This window comes from Chitinophaga nivalis, assembly GCF_025989125.1.
GTDB lineage: Bacteria > Bacteroidota > Bacteroidia > Chitinophagales > Chitinophagaceae > Chitinophaga > Chitinophaga nivalis.
In genome coordinates, this window is the sequence record NZ_JAPDNR010000001.1 from 5,931,651 (window position 1) to 5,948,756 (window position 17,106).

The 17,106-nt window shown below is 43.5% G+C and carries 10 protein-coding genes and 1 tRNA gene; all 11 read right to left on the bottom strand.

Features of this window, described 5'->3' with window-relative positions:
• Positions 1 to 118 precede the first annotated feature (118 nt).
• Positions 119 to 439 carry a DUF6804 family protein gene (locus OL444_RS32015; RefSeq protein ID WP_371878116.1) on the bottom strand — a complete coding sequence of 107 codons (321 nt, stop codon included), beginning with the start codon at positions 437 to 439 and terminating at the stop codon, positions 119 to 121.
• Positions 440 to 868: 429 nt separating this feature from the next.
• On the bottom strand, positions 869 to 1,123 hold the full coding sequence (locus tag OL444_RS22290) for a hypothetical protein (protein ID WP_264729634.1): 255 nt from the start codon (positions 1,121 to 1,123) through the stop codon (positions 869 to 871).
• Between the two features lie 11 nt (positions 1,124 to 1,134).
• Positions 1,135 to 1,353, bottom strand: a complete 219-nt coding sequence (gene avs1c / locus OL444_RS22295; protein WP_264752036.1) for an AVAST type 1 anti-phage system protein Avs1c — start codon at positions 1,351 to 1,353, stop codon at positions 1,135 to 1,137.
• A complete protein-coding gene (avs1c, locus tag OL444_RS32020) occupies positions 1,340 to 1,585 on the bottom strand; it encodes an AVAST type 1 anti-phage system protein Avs1c (RefSeq protein ID WP_371879032.1) in 246 nt (81 codons plus the stop codon). The genes avs1c (OL444_RS22295) and avs1c (OL444_RS32020) overlap by 14 nt, the downstream gene beginning before the upstream one ends.
• Complete coding sequence (locus OL444_RS22300) at positions 1,582 to 7,419, bottom strand: serine protease (RefSeq protein ID WP_264729632.1); 5,838 nt, start codon at positions 7,417 to 7,419, stop codon at positions 1,582 to 1,584. Before OL444_RS22300 ends, avs1c (OL444_RS32020) begins: the two co-directional genes overlap by 4 nt.
• The gene (gene avs1a, locus OL444_RS22305) at positions 7,416 to 8,606 is read right to left on the bottom strand and encodes an AVAST type 1 anti-phage system MBL fold metallo-hydrolase Avs1a (protein ID WP_264729631.1); all 1,191 of its coding nucleotides are present in this window, start codon (positions 8,604 to 8,606) and stop codon (positions 7,416 to 7,418) included. The genes OL444_RS22300 and avs1a overlap by 4 nt, the downstream gene beginning before the upstream one ends.
• Before the next feature lie 591 nt (positions 8,607 to 9,197).
• A tRNA-Lys gene (locus tag OL444_RS22310) sits at positions 9,198 to 9,270 on the bottom strand.
• A gap of 144 nt (positions 9,271 to 9,414) precedes the next feature.
• A complete protein-coding gene (locus OL444_RS22315; protein WP_264729630.1) occupies positions 9,415 to 11,862 on the bottom strand; it encodes a glutaminase family protein in 2,448 nt (815 codons plus the stop codon).
• A 254-nt stretch (positions 11,863 to 12,116) separates the two neighbouring features.
• Entirely contained in the window at positions 12,117 to 13,406 is a 1,290-nt protein-coding gene (locus tag OL444_RS22320; RefSeq protein ID WP_264729629.1) for a hypothetical protein, read from the bottom strand.
• Between the two features lie 660 nt (positions 13,407 to 14,066).
• Positions 14,067 to 16,367 (bottom strand): family 20 glycosylhydrolase, encoded by a 2,301-nt coding sequence (locus OL444_RS22325; RefSeq protein WP_264729628.1) that lies wholly within the window; start codon positions 16,365 to 16,367, stop codon positions 14,067 to 14,069.
• Between the two features lie 110 nt (positions 16,368 to 16,477).
• Entirely contained in the window at positions 16,478 to 17,080 is a 603-nt protein-coding gene (locus OL444_RS22330; protein WP_264729627.1) for a pseudouridine synthase, read from the bottom strand.
• Between the last annotated feature and the right edge of the window lie 26 nt (positions 17,081 to 17,106).

Sequence of the window (17,106 nt, forward strand, 5' to 3'; positions counted from 1 at the left end):
ACAATGCTCATAAATATACGAAATTGAGAGGCCCACATCGAAAACTATTTTGCATCTTCTTTACATGATCTTACAGCATTAATAATGCTTTAGGCTGGTAGTATACAAAAGCCCTCTTCTACTCTCTTTTCCCACGATGTATGTTCCTAAAATCAGAGACTAGTGAACCTAATAACACTATTATCCAAATCACATCAACAACGTTCCATAAGGTTCTTCCTAAAACTGGTTTTATAAATGGACTAGACATTAATGCCGATACTGCCCATACTATACAAAGATTTATATGCTTTTTCTTACTTGCGTCTAAACAAAACAACAGGAATAACGTAAATGCTATATATCTAAAAAAAACATAGTATTGATATGGCATTTTCAGCAAACAAACTGCACATAAGATAGCGAGTACTACTTTTAGAAACCAAATCAGGGGCTGCATATCAAAAGAGAAACTTATTATCAGTATTTTACTTTTTATTGGAAATTACAGCTAATAGCTCTATTCCCAAATAGCCAAGACAAACAATTAAAATAATTATGTGGCCAATCGCATTATTATTTTCATAAAGAAGATTCCACAATGACGATGCACAAGCAAAAATTGCTATCGCTCTACATAGACGTACTGTCATATAAAGTAGTAGCTATTATATTTTAAACAAGCAAACCATTGCAGCTTAACCGACTGTCTTTTTATTGTTGCAATTCCAGCAATGGTTCTTGTATATCAGCCTCCTTGAAGACCCTATCAGGAAAGCCCCATTCTCCGGGTTTTCATACAACCATATTATGGCCATGCCTGCTTTTGAATCGGGAAAAAGCAGGCGATAGGTATTTTCCTTTACGGAAATGGAAGATACGGTTGTCGTTATGTTACACTCATCCATTTTTTCATGTTTGCTTGTAAGCGTGCTTGTTCATTTATTGTCAAAAAATTCAGCCGGCCATTAGGGTGATTTTTTATGTTTTTCACATGCGGATATGTAGCCCAAAAAAAATTTCTTAACAAATCATCATTACCACTTTCTACTACTCGGTGGGAATCTTCTGCCAATAGAAAAAGGTTGTGCTCAAATTCCCTTCTGGTTTTAGGCGGAGGCATACCATACTTACTCGTCTTCATTTTCTTTTAATTTAAATCTTTTGTTGCACCATATTAGCGACTGTATTTGCCATCAGCCTGGCCATTTCATCAACTGTATGAAGGTTAGCTCTCCGGTTAGGAGATAATCTAGCATTTTCTATCCCTTTAATTGATTTGATATTCGCGCTATTAATCATTACCTGATCTCTTTCAAAACCTTCGGACAAAAAATGCATGTTGCGTTCAAATTCCTTTCTACTGTTCGGCATCTTTTCTATTTTTAAATTCTGGTCTGTGGAAATTTGCTACTGAATTAGCTAATAGTCGTGTGGATTCGTCAATTGTCAAAAAATTAGTACGTCTGTTCGGTAATTGACGTGCATTTAGTAAACCCTGTAGTAATCTCCGATCTGGTGGCATATGACACCTTCCTTTCTCAATACTCTCGGCTAACATATCTATATGCCGTTCAAATTCTTTTCTGTTGCTCGGTGTAATCATCTTATTAACTGCGTTTGCTCAAACACATCAATGTATTTTGAGTCATATCCATAATATATTTGCCAAATCAATTTGTACCCGGATTTTAGCGTTTCTATTTTATCTTTTGTTACGGTTGTATAATAACCTGTTTTTTCAGCGACCCCCTGTTCTCTGTTGTCCCAATTTCTTCCTTTTCGCCAGTATACCGATTTAGTATTGTCTTTAAGATTTGGAATTAGCGTACCTAAAGTTGCATTCATTACATCCGGCACTAACTCACTCCCAGTAATACTACCTACATATTCACTCTTGATAAATAACGGAATTACATCTTCTTCTTCATCCGAAATACTATCAGGGTAACCATTCGCAGCAAAAGTTGGCCTAGGATAAGAGTGGCGTTTTGCAGAGAATTTCCCCTCAGGAATCAGATAGGCTGTGAGCTCTATTTTCTCTTTAGTGCTGTGACTAGATTTCGAGTGTTCTGCTGTATAGTAGTTCAATGGAAGTTCATTGTTAACTAATAGTTTGTCGAAAGCAATATTGCCGGTATCAAAAAAATCTTTCACAGCGTTTTCAAAACCTTCATTGCTGCTATTAAACTGAGGGGTCATTTTGTTTTCCGGGAAGGTTGGCTGATAAAACCGTAATATATTAGCAACTTTCTCTCTGTCATTGAGTGTAGTACAAGTATAAACAGCAACATTTAAAGCATATCTCAAAAGAGTATCGAAATCCGAAACAAGAGAAATATCGTTATGATCATTAAAACTCCGATCAATATACTCACTTGCTTTCTGACTATCCTTAATAGATAGTGGAGTTAGTGTTTTTACCTGTCTCACCAATGTTTCAGCAAACTGTTTGGTTAAAATATTCAATTCATTAAGCTCATATATGGGCTCACTTATCGGTTCCAAATACTCTTCTTCAAACATTATTTCACCATTACTCTTATTAGATGAAGCAAAAGTTTGCTCAAACTTTATAATTAGAGCATCCAGATAAGTAATGCCATTATTTTTAAGCTCGATAAGAGATGCAAGAATAGCCTCCCTTATCATAAAGTGGTTAGTCTTCAATAGCTCTTTTCCCCTTTCTTCGAAAGCAGCTTTCAGATTTTCGGCAAAACCATCAGGATTCAAATTTGAGAGTTGATGTATAACGGAAGCGGAAAGTTCTTTTGAAATCCTATAGCCGTCACTAAGCATTTCCTCCATAAGCGCTCGCACAAGAATGCCTGGGCTAATGGAGCCAAGCCAAACCAAGGTTTCAATAACTCTATTTTTCATAACTAATGAAGGATGATTTAAAAACCAAATAAGGAACTTTAGTAAATGCTCGTCTTGTTCAGGGGTATTTACTTTATTGGCTCCTTTATTCATCCAATCATACCTGTCATAAAAATGCTGGTCAGTTCTCACCATCAAATTAATATGCTCCAGAACAGATTCTAAGATCAACTGTTTTTCGTGCTCATCATTTATATTCCGAAGCAATGAAATAATTTGGTCGGCAATTACCCATTCTTCAAAATAGGGCTCATTAATAATCAGTTGTTTTATGTCCTTGATAAATTCTGCAGAGTTATTGTAAGTTCCAGCAAAAAGATCTCTTATGTCATCGATTTTATTTGAATAATTAAATGACCATATTCCATATTTTTCATCCTGAACTTTTTGCAATGCGTCGATTATTACTTTTCTTGCGCCGCTTTTATTTTCTGTATCAATCTTTCTTTGTGCCTCGTCTTTTGCAATAATTAGTTCGTCAAGAGGATCTTTCTCTTCTCCTGTAGGAGTTGAAGGTTTTCTTTCTTCTTCAACTTCTTCTTTTGAGGGTTGAGTTGCCTGCATTCCAACCGCATCTAAATACGGTTTCAACTTCTCAAAATTTGAAGTGCTCAATTCGCTAAACAATTCCCGTAGATACTCATATCGAAATTCATCGCTTATTTCACCAACCACAAACCGAGCCAGGCGCTTAAATACTATGTCTAACTTTCCTGGTTCACTGTTTTCCAAATGGTTCAGAATACCTGCCTGGATCTTTGCATAACCTCTAATATATCTATCATCCCCAAGCATAAACAATTCACTAAGTCCCCAAACAATAAAGGAGCCTGAATCTTTAATATTCCGCAACATGTCCATTATACCACTCTGCTCTTCAATTGCCCTGGCTCCCAATATATACCCCTCGCCTGTGTAAGGCATATCAACTGCCCCCGATTCAGCATCGGTAATAATGGTTTGGTAATCCGGAAGCAACAAGTGTTTAAAGTATTCTATTGATTTATTTAAAAAACCGATTTTAGCTAAGTCGCCGACAAACTCCTCTTGTTGCTGTTTCACATATCGTTGAAATGTCATTTCGCCAGATGCATTATGAAGATGCGCCGCGAACTTCTGGAGGTAGGAAAGATTACCATCTTTAGGGACAAAATTTGAAACCGCGGTATTTATTATTCCCAATTGAGCTTCTTTGTACCATGATGGCCCCATTGAGGTATCAATCATTTCCTTAAAAACTTGCTTAGCCTTATCATGATTCCTCAGGAGAGCATACAATTCAACTAATCTCAACAAGTATTCATTTCTTTCCCATCTATTTTCTACAGTGTTTACAATATGCTCTTCTAACACTTTTGCTACTTTGAAAGCCGGAACCTCATGTTCGAGTTCCTTGGCTAGCTCCCTGGCAATAACAAATAAGCTATCTGTGTAACCCTCGGTGTATAGCCCAAGCTGATATGACTTCTTATTAACTATTTGCTCAACAAAAACGGGAATATAATCAGGAAAAGCATCTGCCAATAAACGAATCAGGCTTTTGTAGATGACCGGATAAATCAATTCGGGAAGGGCATAGCTTCTCTTCCAATGCATCCTATCCCTTAAGTTTGGAATTAGCTTTTCAATTAGAACAATCAATTTACTCTGAAGCTGTCTAACCTCTTCATTCTTGCCATCAATTTTGTAACGCTTTATTTTTCCTGCCAGAAAGCATAGGTACTTAAAAACAGATTTTATATTTCCTTCCCAATTGGATGAATACCCATAATGTGGAAGTACAGGAAATTTATCGTCAGAATCAAAATATCCAAGACATTCAGTATTGAGTCTAAACCGATGTATAGATTGATGATTTAAATCAACGCCATTTTCTTTTCGTAAATCGAATTCTTCGGCATCTGGAAAGACGTTTTTGTACAAGTTCTCGATGAGATCAAGCCTCTTTGATCTTCCCAATAGGATATACAGCAAAATGAAATGATAATCAGGATGGGTACCATACTTGTCAATCACGTACTCTAAATCTTCTATCCAGGCAGGGATATTATTAACCGTTTTTATTTTTGGACTTTTATCCTGAAACTCTAAGGCCTGATGAATTAGGAGGGCAATAAATCCACTTGAGCGATCATCAAATTTAAACTTTTCAAGCTCCTCTTCTATTTTCTTTGTTGTTGGAGGAATATTAAAGCGCCAAACAAAGTAGCCTGCATTATATGACCCTACCTTATCCTTAAATTTGTGAACTGTTTCTTCAGGATTTCCATTATCTTTTATCAATTTTATAGTTACTTTCTTAATATGATCGAATTCATGGTAAGCATTTTCAAAATCTGAATTCGAAGACAGTGTAACAGCACTAAATTTTAGTGTAATAAAACGACTAAAAGAGTTAGTATCAAACCCATTCTCAATTATATTTCTACAGGTTTGGTTAATTGCATTCAATAAGATTTCAGCTTCTTCATCTGCATCATACTCGTAAAATTTTTGTAGAAGATAGAGTGCATCCTCATCTGCAGTGATTAGGGTCTTATTGCGTACAACATACCTTATTGCTTCTTCCGGCCTACCCAAAGCCAGTAAAGCATTTACAAGAAAAATGGCGTTCTCTTGAAAAAGTGTATTGTATCTAAAGTTCACTCGCTGCGAAAGAAGCAATAAAGAAATGACCTTATGAGCCACTCCCAATTCAGCAGCAAGACCAATTATATTTTTAACATCTACCAAAACAATATCAGGGTTAATACTATTCAATGCACAGTCATCAATCCACGCCTGGTTGCATTCATCTAATGCCCTTTTTTTGCTTTTCTCACCTCCATGTGCCAGGTGATACACTTTCTCAGACAGGCTAAAATTTGCCAGAGGGTGCTTTTGAATATAGTTACTTATGTTTTCATGAACCTGCTCATCTAACGCATCAGTCTTTCTATTTACAAAATCAGAAAAAGAGGTGTGGTATATACTTATCGCGTCATTGTCTCTTAACAAGTGTTCAATCTTCTTAAAACTTGACAGGAAACTGTGCTTCGTAGCCTCAGGCTGTATTTCTGACAAGTTTTTTTTCTCTACCGGCACTCTTAATCTTGATAAAGTAGCTGCAAGCCAGATTTCGTCCGGATGATCATTTATTTGCAGCCAGATTTTGTTATAATAGTTTTCTATTTCCCCACCAATTATAGGAATGGAACTGATCCAATCATCAATGGAAGGTATTTCGTCCATTCCTAAGATATACTTGGTCAAATACCTTAGATAAAGAGGATGCCCTTCTGATTTTTCTGCTAGTGCAGATATTTGATTTGCGTTAAGTCCTCTTTCTTTTACATGCTCGGAAAGATACTTCTCCGCATTCTGAATTGACAGTGGTGTAACCTTAATTTCTTTTGATGTATCAATTACGGTCTGGAATGCATTAGGTAATAACTCTTTTGATGTACATGAGAAAATCACCTTGATATTTGGAGGTAAATTAACAGGTAACACAGAGAGAAAGTTCTCTATTTTGGATTCGCTAACATCATCCAAGCCGTCTATGATCAAAAAGGCTATTTTCTTTTGTTGTTGATAATGCAAGGATAAATGCTGTATCGCCTGGTGGATTTCTATTATCCTGTCATTTAATGATTTTTCAGCCTTGGGTTTGGGTGGTGGACTGTTATACAGGGTTCGATGACAAACCTCCTCTACCCATCTCATAAAAAAATCCGGTGTCGCCCTGATTTGTGTTGGAATTTCTTCGCTCTCCGGAACCTTTACAAAAAATCTGTCACTTATAATATGATTGTCAGCCTCAAATTCCAATTGAGCAGCTATGGTAGTTTTGCCTGAACCAGGACTACCACTTACCAAAAAATAACTCCCATCAATTTTCGCCGCAATTACATCATTTATTTTTTGCAATACTTCCTCATTGGGCGTAGTGTCCGATATATCACTTTCTATCGAATCTGGTATAGAATGCCCTTTATCTATAATGACAACTATATGGTGCTTATTCAAAATCTCAGCAATACTATTGATGCTTGTTGCGCCAAGTGTTCCTACGGTATCGTAGCCAATAACTCCTACTACATGCCCATTCATTACTAATGGCGCGCCTGACAATCCATCAAATTGTTTAAGATTGCTGTATTGTTCACACTCTAAATCCACATCCCATTTTGTGCCGTCATTAGTCCGAGAGATGCTGCCGGTATATCTTCCACCAGAATTTACCCTTTGTATTGGGAATCCATAAGTTTCCCAATTTTCATTGTAGGGAATTTCTATTTTTTTTACAGGAAGGGCAGGAATAATAATTGCAGGTTTATTTTTAAGTTCCAGTATGGCAACATCACGATCTGATATTCTTTCCAAGATTTCCGCCTCTACTTCCTTATTATTTAGATATAGCTTTACTGGTTGCCCCTTGGGCAGGTTATGCTCAGATGTAAGTAAAATTTGTTTATCTGCCTCAGTAACAACAAAAAAGGCAGTGCCTGACTTGGCTCCGCAGGTGACTTGCACAGTTGCCACCTCTATTTGCTTTGGGTTTAATATTTTTTGATTCATAATATTAGAGTATAAGGCTGCTGATCTAAATAGTGGATTGAGTAATTATACTCCTCCAACCAATCTTTCCTATCAAAATATTTTGAATTAACAGTGATATAATTAAAATATAGCTTTCTATGAAAATCCGCCTTTCTGGTAATAATATGTGCTATCGTTTCTTTGTCCGGGTGGTTATTCCTTTGACCATTAGTAGAAATAAGATACCTTTCTGAATCAATTTTATTTAACAAGTCACGGCTGATATTACCAAAGCTGCCATGGTGAGCTACTTTAATCAAATCAAAGATTATTGTTCCTTCATTTTGATATGTTTTAAGAGACTGAACTATCAAGCCTGGGTGGGCATCGGCAAGAAAAAGCATTTTTTTGTTTTGAACCTGTAAAACAAAGGCAATAGAACTGCCATTTGTAGCAGTATTGTCTTCATCAAAAGGTGTCTTTAATAATTCTTCAAGAGTTTCTGCTTTGGCAGAAATTTGCTTTGGGGCTACTTTAACCTTCTCTTTTTCCCATGACAAAAGCATCTCAAAAGCGTCATCATATAGTTCTGAATTGCCCGAATTGAAATTAGCGTCATACCTTTTTAATTCATCACTCCATAGATTTTTAAGCTTTTCTAACTTTTGCTTGTCGGGGGATAGAAGATAGATACTCGCATCAAGGCTGAGTGCGACTCTGGACTTTTCAATACAAACAGCTTGATTATTAAAGTCGCTATTCCATGAGTATTTTCCTTGTAGAAGCAATGCACCCACTGTTGTTCCTTGCTCTGCACTGATTCCTTGTTCTCCTTGTTTGCTTTCGTTTTGAGGATATCCTCTTCGAATTATCTGTTGCAAAATCCGCTCTTGCTTTGTATCTATTTCACCTTCCTTTTGTTCACTGAGATGACGATATGTATTATGCCAAACTTCTTTTATGGTTATAAACCTTTCAGCATTATTATCTTTTAAAAACCTTATTGCTCCTTGAATATGGTCAGCGTCAATATGTGTTAGAATCAGCTTTTCAAGGATTCCTCCGCCGTTGCCAATTTTTATTAAATCATTCTTCAGATACTTTTGGAAAGTGTCAACGTAGCCACAGTCAATAAGCAAATACTCTTTCTCTTCATCAGTTTTGCCAAAGCTTATCAGGAAACAATCGCCGTTTTTGGCTGGATATATTTTAATATTAACATTCATTCTCCTCTTTTTTTTAATTTTAAGAACTCTTCCACGAGTTTGTACGCCATTGTACAAGGGTTTATGCTAATTTAATAGAACCGGATGAACTGTCATCAGAATATACCCTGATTTCGAAATAGAGCAACGAAGAGGAATGCTTCCTCGGCTTCACAGATTCAGTATATCCCGTCATTCTTACATGATCTCGCCAATTTCACAATTAACTTTTACAAAAGTCAATTCATCCTTAAGAATGCGAACTTACTCGCCAACAATTACGATTAAGTAGTTCAAAGTATCTTCAAAGCACGCTGAACTTCCCGATAAACTCATTGTCTATTAATGATTTAGAGGTTCGAGTCCCAAGAGGTCATCCCTATGGGATTAGGGTATAAATATGCTCTTTAAACTCGGAAAGTCTCTGTAATATATTTATTTTAAGTTATTTAAAATATCTGGCCATTACAGATTTTGGTTCGATGTATGAAATGGGGCTTTGAAAACTATTCACGATAAAGGGAAAATGAAAAACATGAAACTTTCTGGCAATTAGATATTTACTGAAAAACAAAAGGGACAAAATGAAAATTTTCATTTTGTCCCTTCCAGTGATCCCGCTGGGACTCGAACCCAGGACCCATACATTAAAAGTGTATTGCTCTACCAACTGAGCTACGGAATCATTCCCCGTTTGTATAAGGGAGTGCAAAGATAGACATTTCTACCATTCCACCAAATTTATTTCATTCATTTTTAATCGTTTATCTCACCTATATTTATCCTATATATAAAAAATCAGCCATGGTGGCCGATTTAAAGCTAAAAACTATTTTAATTTCTCCGCCAGTAGGGGCATAAAATAGCCGCCTACCACGCTCCTGGCCTGGAAGCCCACCATTTTACCATTCGTGGTTTCATGCCAGTCGCTTAGTGGAACGCGTGTAGTCGTTTCCGTAATGTACTTGTAGATGGGTTGCATCAGGGCCTGGAAATCGGCAGGGCGACTGGTGAGTACAGCAGTCCACATAATCCAGTCGGACTTGGTGTAGGTCTTGCGGCTATCCAGCGGGAGGCCATATCGTTGCTGCTTTGTCAGGTAATAGGCTATCTCCTGCTGATAGACCGAATCCGGGAACAGGCCGAAATGCAGGACCTTATCCCACACCATATTATATTTCTGGCTCCAGGTATGGGCGCCTTCGAACGTCAGGGAATAGTGGTCGCCGTCATGTGCGAGGGCTACCCATTTGCGGGCCATGGCTTCTGCGCTGGCTTTGTAGGTAGCAGCAGCGGCTTTGTCACCCAGCATTTCGGCGAGCATGGCGTAGGACCGGATACCGGCGATGGCTTTTAAGGAGAGGTTGGTATTCCGTGCCAGGTGGCCGGCAAAATCGTCGGTGCATAGCTGGTTGGCGGGGTCGAAGCCGGCGGTCTGCAGGTAGTTGGCCCAGGTGGTCAGGGTTTTCCAGTGCGCTTTGGCGTAGGCAGCATCGTGGGTAACGCGGGCGATGGCGCCGGCCAGGATCAGCATATTACCGGATTCTTCTACGGGCATGTCTTCTTCATATACCTGTCCGTTGGCCAGTGGGTACGTGCCCAGATCGTGCGCGGCAAAGGGTTTGTTGAACCGGCCGCTTTCGGAGTAATAAAAGATGCCGTTCATCATGCCTTTGAGCAGGTCGGGATTATACAGCAGATAGAGGGGTGCGGAAGGATAGGTAACGTCGACGGTATTGATACAGCCGTTGCTGTAATTCTCTTTGGAGAGGAACAGCAGTTCACCTTTGGGACCACGTACCAGTTTATGGGCGGCGATGCTTTGCCGGTAGGCCAGTTCACAGAGGCGGGCATAGGTCTCGCCGCCGGTTTGAATGGCGTCGTGACGTAGCTGTTGGTTAAAGGCGGCACATTTCTGGATGATGGCGGCATAGTCGCGCCAGGCAGCATTCAGTTGCTGGTCGATGGTGCCAGCCGGACCTTGTTTCCACCATGCTTTGAGCGGGGTACCGAAATACTGTACCGCATATACGTCGTCGTAGCCCAGCAGGAAGAGTTGTTCCTGTGGCGTCTTTCCTACTGCCGGTAAGTTCACCACGGTACTGAGTACCATAGGACCGCTGGGTGCCGGAGCCGGTGTTTTCCCGGTGGCAAAGGCGCGGATGGCCGCGGCGCCGGTGCTGACAAACTGTGTGGGCTTGCCAGCAGCGGGTGCAGCTACATACATATAGCCCCAGTCGATGCGCAGGTCGTCGCCTTTTTGCTGTAGGACAGGCTGCGCTTTAGTACCGGCCTTCAATACAGACAGGGCGCCACTTTTATACTGACTGGCCACCACCGGCTGCGCGGGAGTATTGACACACAGATTCGTGGAAGCGCCGAAATAGAGCTGTACCGGGTGGGTATGGTTATCCCGGGAAGATACCTGGTATGAGATGTAAGACACGGGTCTGGAGAGCAGTAACAGGTCGTTCATCAGTAACGGCGAAGTGAAAGTGAGCGTCAGGTTCACCTCCCCGCAACGGAACCGGTAGCGGGTCTGGGTGGCGTTGATCTCCACACCGGTTTGTACGGCGTCGGTGAGGGATGGCGCGCCGGCAGTAGATTCCTGCCGGTACAGGCCTGCGTCCAGCATGGCGCCGCCGGCGGTATTTTTCACATGAATGGCCAGCACATTGCCGGTGGGTTGCAATTTGTTTTTCACCGCATCCGGGATGGGGATGTACGCATACCTGTGCAGCCAGCCGTTGCGGGCATAGATCTTTTCGCCGTTGAGAAAGACTTCAATATTATCGTCGTGCCGGATTTTCAGGACCAGCGTTTCCGATATGGGTTGCTTGACGTTGAAGGTGCGGCGGGTCCAGAGGTCCGGGCTTTTCCAGGTGGTACCACCGGCGGGTGGCTGATTACTGAAAGGAGCGGCGCCTGTTGGCCACGACTGATCCCTAAAAGCGGGTGCCGTCCAATCCGCGGCGGGCGTGCTTTCCGTGTACTTTACCCGGTAGGCGTCATCTTCACTGACCGGCAACAGGGCATTGTACACAACCGGATCTTTACCCAGTATCCGATAGGTGACGCCGTCTGCTTTCAGGTAGCCGGTGAGTGATTGTTCGGTACCCGTCCAATGGGTGGTGGGTGCTGCCGTGATGGTATCGGCTGCAGACCAGACGCTGAAATACGGATCGTGTGTAATCAGCGGATAGGCAGGCGCAGTTTGCTGCGCGGCCACATGGCCACTGAGGACCAGTAGTAAGATGGCAGATAATGAATGCTTCATACGTGGAATGATATCTTTAAATCTATTACATTTTTTTCAGGAATTATAGCGGTTTCTGTGGGGCATAAAAAAAGCGCAGACCCTGTACATCGCCTTGGAGGCCCTGAGAAGCCTTGTCAGTACGACACCCGGATCTACGCGTATCTTTAATAAAATAATTCCTGTATTAAGGGAGCGCAAAAATACACTTTTACATGACATTCTCCATTAAATCATTCATAATATTTATCATCTATATAAAAACAAAAGTGCTGCTAAAAGAACACGAACCACTCCGGCCGGTAGCGGAATAAGGCCGCAATCGCCCATATGAGCGCTGCCATCCCCAGCAGGCCCAGGGCTTTCCTGTCTTTCCAGCTCCATCCCAGCAAAGCCGGGATTTCCCAATACTTGATGAGTACATATAGCACGATACCGCCCAATGCCATCCAGGACAGCACCAGGATACCCAGCTGGGCACCCGCCAGCACGCCGCTGCAAAGGAATACGAGCGTTACGGCCTGCAGCCAGCTATAGTTACGCATACCACACCGGGTTAACTTCGCGATAGAGAGCAGCAATAAGGCGATGATCAGCAAAAAGGTAAGCACCAGCAACGAAGGCATCATGATTACCGGTAAAAAGAGCAATCCTACCCAGATGAATAACGACACGGTAACGTAAGCGGCTGTACGTTGCTCTTCGTCTGCCACGGTATGCGGAAAAGGCAGCAATACCCGGCTCAGAGGTATCTCCAAACGGCGTAACGGCGGCAGGGTGAATAAACCTGCCAGCATCGGCACAGTTACTTCATACGGATACCAGGGGTCCGGACAATGCTGCATCACCCAGGCAATGCCGGCACTGATGGCAATGGCGGGGAGGGATACCGTCTTGAATGCCAGCCAGGGGTCCTCCCCGCTCCGAAGACTGTACTTTATTTCCCGCATATACCGGCGGATATTATATTCCCGTGTAGTGATGGCCGTTAGCTGTGCCCACAACAGGAACAGCCCCGCATGTACCAGTAGGGTACGTAATACGATATCCGGTATACGAGGCCCCAGGAAGATACCCGCTATACCGATCAGCAGTAATTGCCAGGTCAGCATCCGGGGAGAAAACAACCGCCGGAACAACGGCGATAAGTAACGCACCAGCCAGTCCCGGCACCTCGACCAATAGCTATACAGTAAATGTATCAGTGCATAGGCCGCTACCAATGCTGCCAGACCGAGTAACAGCCGGGAAGCCGTAAACACGCCCCGCAACGCCTGCAACCGGGAAGGTTGCTGTAAAGAATATACCAGCGTGGTGTTGGTCATTAGTTCGGTAGCCAGCGTGGCGGCATCTTCCGGTGTAAGGTCTGGCAATAAGTATTGCTGCCGGAGCCGGAAGCTATCTGCCTGGGCGGCGGTGGCATACAGGCGCAAGGTACCATATTGATATAGCACCGTTCTTTGCTGTGGCGTCAGCGCCTCCAGGGTTTTCGCCAGCCGGGCATCGGTGGCAACAGCCAGCTGACTGGTCAGCAACAGTAAGCACAATATTTTCAGTATACGCATACACAACAGGTCTGAATGGAATAACTATTTTTAACATATACCGGCATGCTGCCGATATAATTGGATAAGTTGTTTTTTCGGGCAAATGATACCGGCGACTCATCGGTCACGGAGCCCATTCATTAACAGTACCGGCTATACGATACAAGCTGACAAAGCGGCAATCCGATCTGGTAATGGTACTTTCTGTTCAGCGGTCATCCGGCTTCATTCCGGAAGCTAAGCCGTTGTTAAACAGCTATCTATAAGCAGGATAGCAGTTGGCACCTGGTTCATTATTCACTTTAATTACAACAATATATTACATTGATTATCTTAACATTACACAAGATAATGAAAATCTTTATTTAAGCCTGCATTATCACTGCAGCTACGCGTAAACACCTCTTTTACAAAGGAAGGCTTTCTCCCGGACTGCTTCGCAAAAGGCCCCTGCTCCTGCCCCATTCCCCCGCTTCATCTGCCGTCAACCTGTCAGCTAACTACCTGTCTTCACAAGTGGTTTATACCCACCCACTACGTATAGCCATCACCGGAACCACCTTCCCACCACCAATATAGAATAAAAAATAAGGACGAAAAAAACAGGTTCCGGGACATCCGGCGATACCAATACCTGCCGTCATCCCGGAACCTATCCGTTATAAACTGTGTTGTAAATTATCTGGCTGACCGTAGCCACTCATCCGGAACCGGCTGCAGCTTCCCGCCATTGATACTGTACTCCAGCCGAAGGGTGTAACCACCCCCTCCTTCTACAAACGCTACCTGCAACGGATGCCAGCCTTTCTCCAGGGCTACCTGTCCGCTCTTCTGCACAGGTGCGTGCCAGCCATCATTGTTCACCACTTCCTGTTCATCTATATAAAGGATACCGCCATCATCACAGGTCAGATAAAAACTATAGATCCCCGTTGCAGGCACCTGTATATAGCCCTTTATCCGGGCGCCAAAGGCGCCGCCACCTTTACCCATACCTTCCGGGATCACCACATTGGCTACCCGCAGAGAACTGTCTGCCATTGGTTTAATAGCCGTGGCACTTTTAAAGGCGCCCTGGTAATAATCCAGTTGCAAACCCGGGAAAGCATCTTTCACCACCGTTGCTTTCAGGTAGTTTTGCTGCCGGTAGCGTAAGGTATAGATGTCGCCCCGGTTGCCGGCAGGACTGAAAGCCGCCAGCCGGATGGTATCCGGACGGGTAATCGTCAGGCTGCCCGGCAATACTTTGGCTTTTGCATCCGGAATACTGCCATCGGTGGTATAACGGATAGTCATATCCGTTAGGGGCTTTTTCACCTGTAAGCTACCCTTGTCTACAAATACATTATCTTCTGTAAAACCATCCAGGTCGGGCAGGCGGTAATGTATCCCCAGGTTGTCCAGCCTTTTGTAGTGCGCCTGCAAACGCTGGAGATAGCCTTCGTAATCCGGCCGGTGTGTCCACAATACTTCCGCCAGGGCGGTCATACGTGGCATAAACATATAGTCTGCTCTCTTTTCAGAGGCGATGTATTCTGTCCAGATATTAGCCTGCGCGCCCATAATATGCGTGGCTTCCTCCGGCGTTAAGCCTTTCGGTACCGGTTCAAAATGGTATACATTATAAATGGAGTTACGGTCAGGCGTGCCGTCGAAATACAGCGGATTACCTGGTGTCATAATCACTTTATTCCCATGCCGGGCTGCCTGTACCGGTGCATCCGGTACCCAGGCCCGCCAGTACATCAGCACCGCGGTAGGACTAATACCTCCCTGTAAAATCTCGTCCCAGCCAATCAGCACCTTGCCTTTGCTGTTAAAGAATTTTTCCATCCGCTTCACAAAATAGCTTTGCAGCTCCTCTACCGTTTTCAGGTTGTTCGCCTTCATCACAGCTGCACATGCCGGAGAGGATGCCCAGCTGGATTTCTCCACTTCATCTGCGCCGAGGTGAATATATTTCGACGGAAACAAGGCCGCTATTTCGGTAAATACGTCTTCCGCAAAAGTGAACGTACTTTCATTACAAGGGCAAATGGGGGTGGAGAAGTCTTTACCCCAGCCAGTTTCCTCACTACAGCTCAGGAAAGGATATGCTTTGATGGCCGCCATCATATGACCGGGCATATCTATTTCCGGAATAATTTCTATCTGTCTGTCGGCAGCATAAGCGATGATATCTTTCATCTGCTCCTGCGTATAGAAGCCACCATACCATGTTTTACCATCTTTCCGGATGATATGTTCCTCATCAATAGCCATATCCGGATTATCTATGGCCTTTTTCATGCACACAGAATCCTGGTTATTAAAGGTGCGCCACGCTCCCTGTGTGGTCAGCAGCGGATATTTTTTTATTTCGATCCGCCAGCCCTGGTCATCTGTGAGATGCAGGTGCAGCTTATTCATTTTGTATAAAGCGAGGAGATCGATGAATTTTTTGAGATAGGTAATAGAAAAGAAATGCCGCGACACATCCAGGTGCATCCCCCGCCAGTCGTAGGTGGGATGATCTTTCAGCTGCATAGCCGGAATCGCGATTTTTGCCAATCGCTTACCGGTAGCCGTTTCAATGGCAGGTGGCATCAGCTGGCGCAGCGTTTGCGCCGCCCGGAAAAAGCCGGTGCCGGTTTTAGCCGTAATCAGCAATTGCTGTGGCGTTACCTCCATGGTGTAGTCTTCCGCACCCGCCAGCGCCGGATTTTGTTGCAGCACAATAGCACCCTTATCTGCTTTGGTGGCAACAGCCAGTGGTTTTCCCAGCGCCCGGGTAAAAAGTTGCTCCAGCTGCGCGGTAGCCGGTGTAAAGGCGGCCGCATCTGCGGGTAATACCAGTTTTGTTCCTGCTGTGATATCAAAAGTACCTGCCTGCGGTACCAGTTGTTGCGGATAAGGAATGATCGGATACCGCTGCGATTGGGCAAAAGCTGAATGCAACAGCAAACAGCAGGCGCCTGTAAGCCTGAAAAATTTCCACATAGTCTGTTTCGTTAAAGCATGAATTCCAAACAGCAAACGTAATAAGAATAGCTGCTGCAAACTGATGCGATCTTGACCATTTATGCGGTAATATTGACAGTGCCGCCGGATTAATCCCGGTCAGGATCAATTTTCAGCAGGGTAAAAAACGCCGTTTCAGATAGTTCCCGTACTGCGCCAGGCGCCAGATCTCCCAGCTGCAGGTCTTCAATAGATACCCGGATCAGCCGCTGGCAGCGATGTCTGACAGCATCCACCATCTTCCGGACCTGCCGGAATTTCCCTTCCGTCAACGTGATGTACAGCCACGTGTGCGGCGCCGCTGCTGTCAGTTCCTGCGGGCGATTGAACAAACCGGGTGGCCGCTCAGTAATTTCCACCCGGCAAGGAGGCGTGGTATAATACAGCTGTCCGCTCAGGCAAATGGGAACGCCTGTCTGCAGCCGTTTCAGCGACGCCTCACTCATCACGCCCTTGACCCGTACCAGGTAAGTACGTTCATGCGCTTTTCCGCTATTGAATAAAAGACGGGTGACTTTTTTATTGGTCGTTAATATCAATAATCCTTCTGAGTCATTATCGAGCCGGCCAATGGCGTGAGTGCCCTCCGGGAAATCAAAAGATAAATCACCGAGCAGGTTCACCGGATCGGGGCTCACAAACTGCGACACCATATTGAATGGCTTATTGACAATAAAATAACGATGCTCCATAATATATTAACGCGCCGCAAATTACG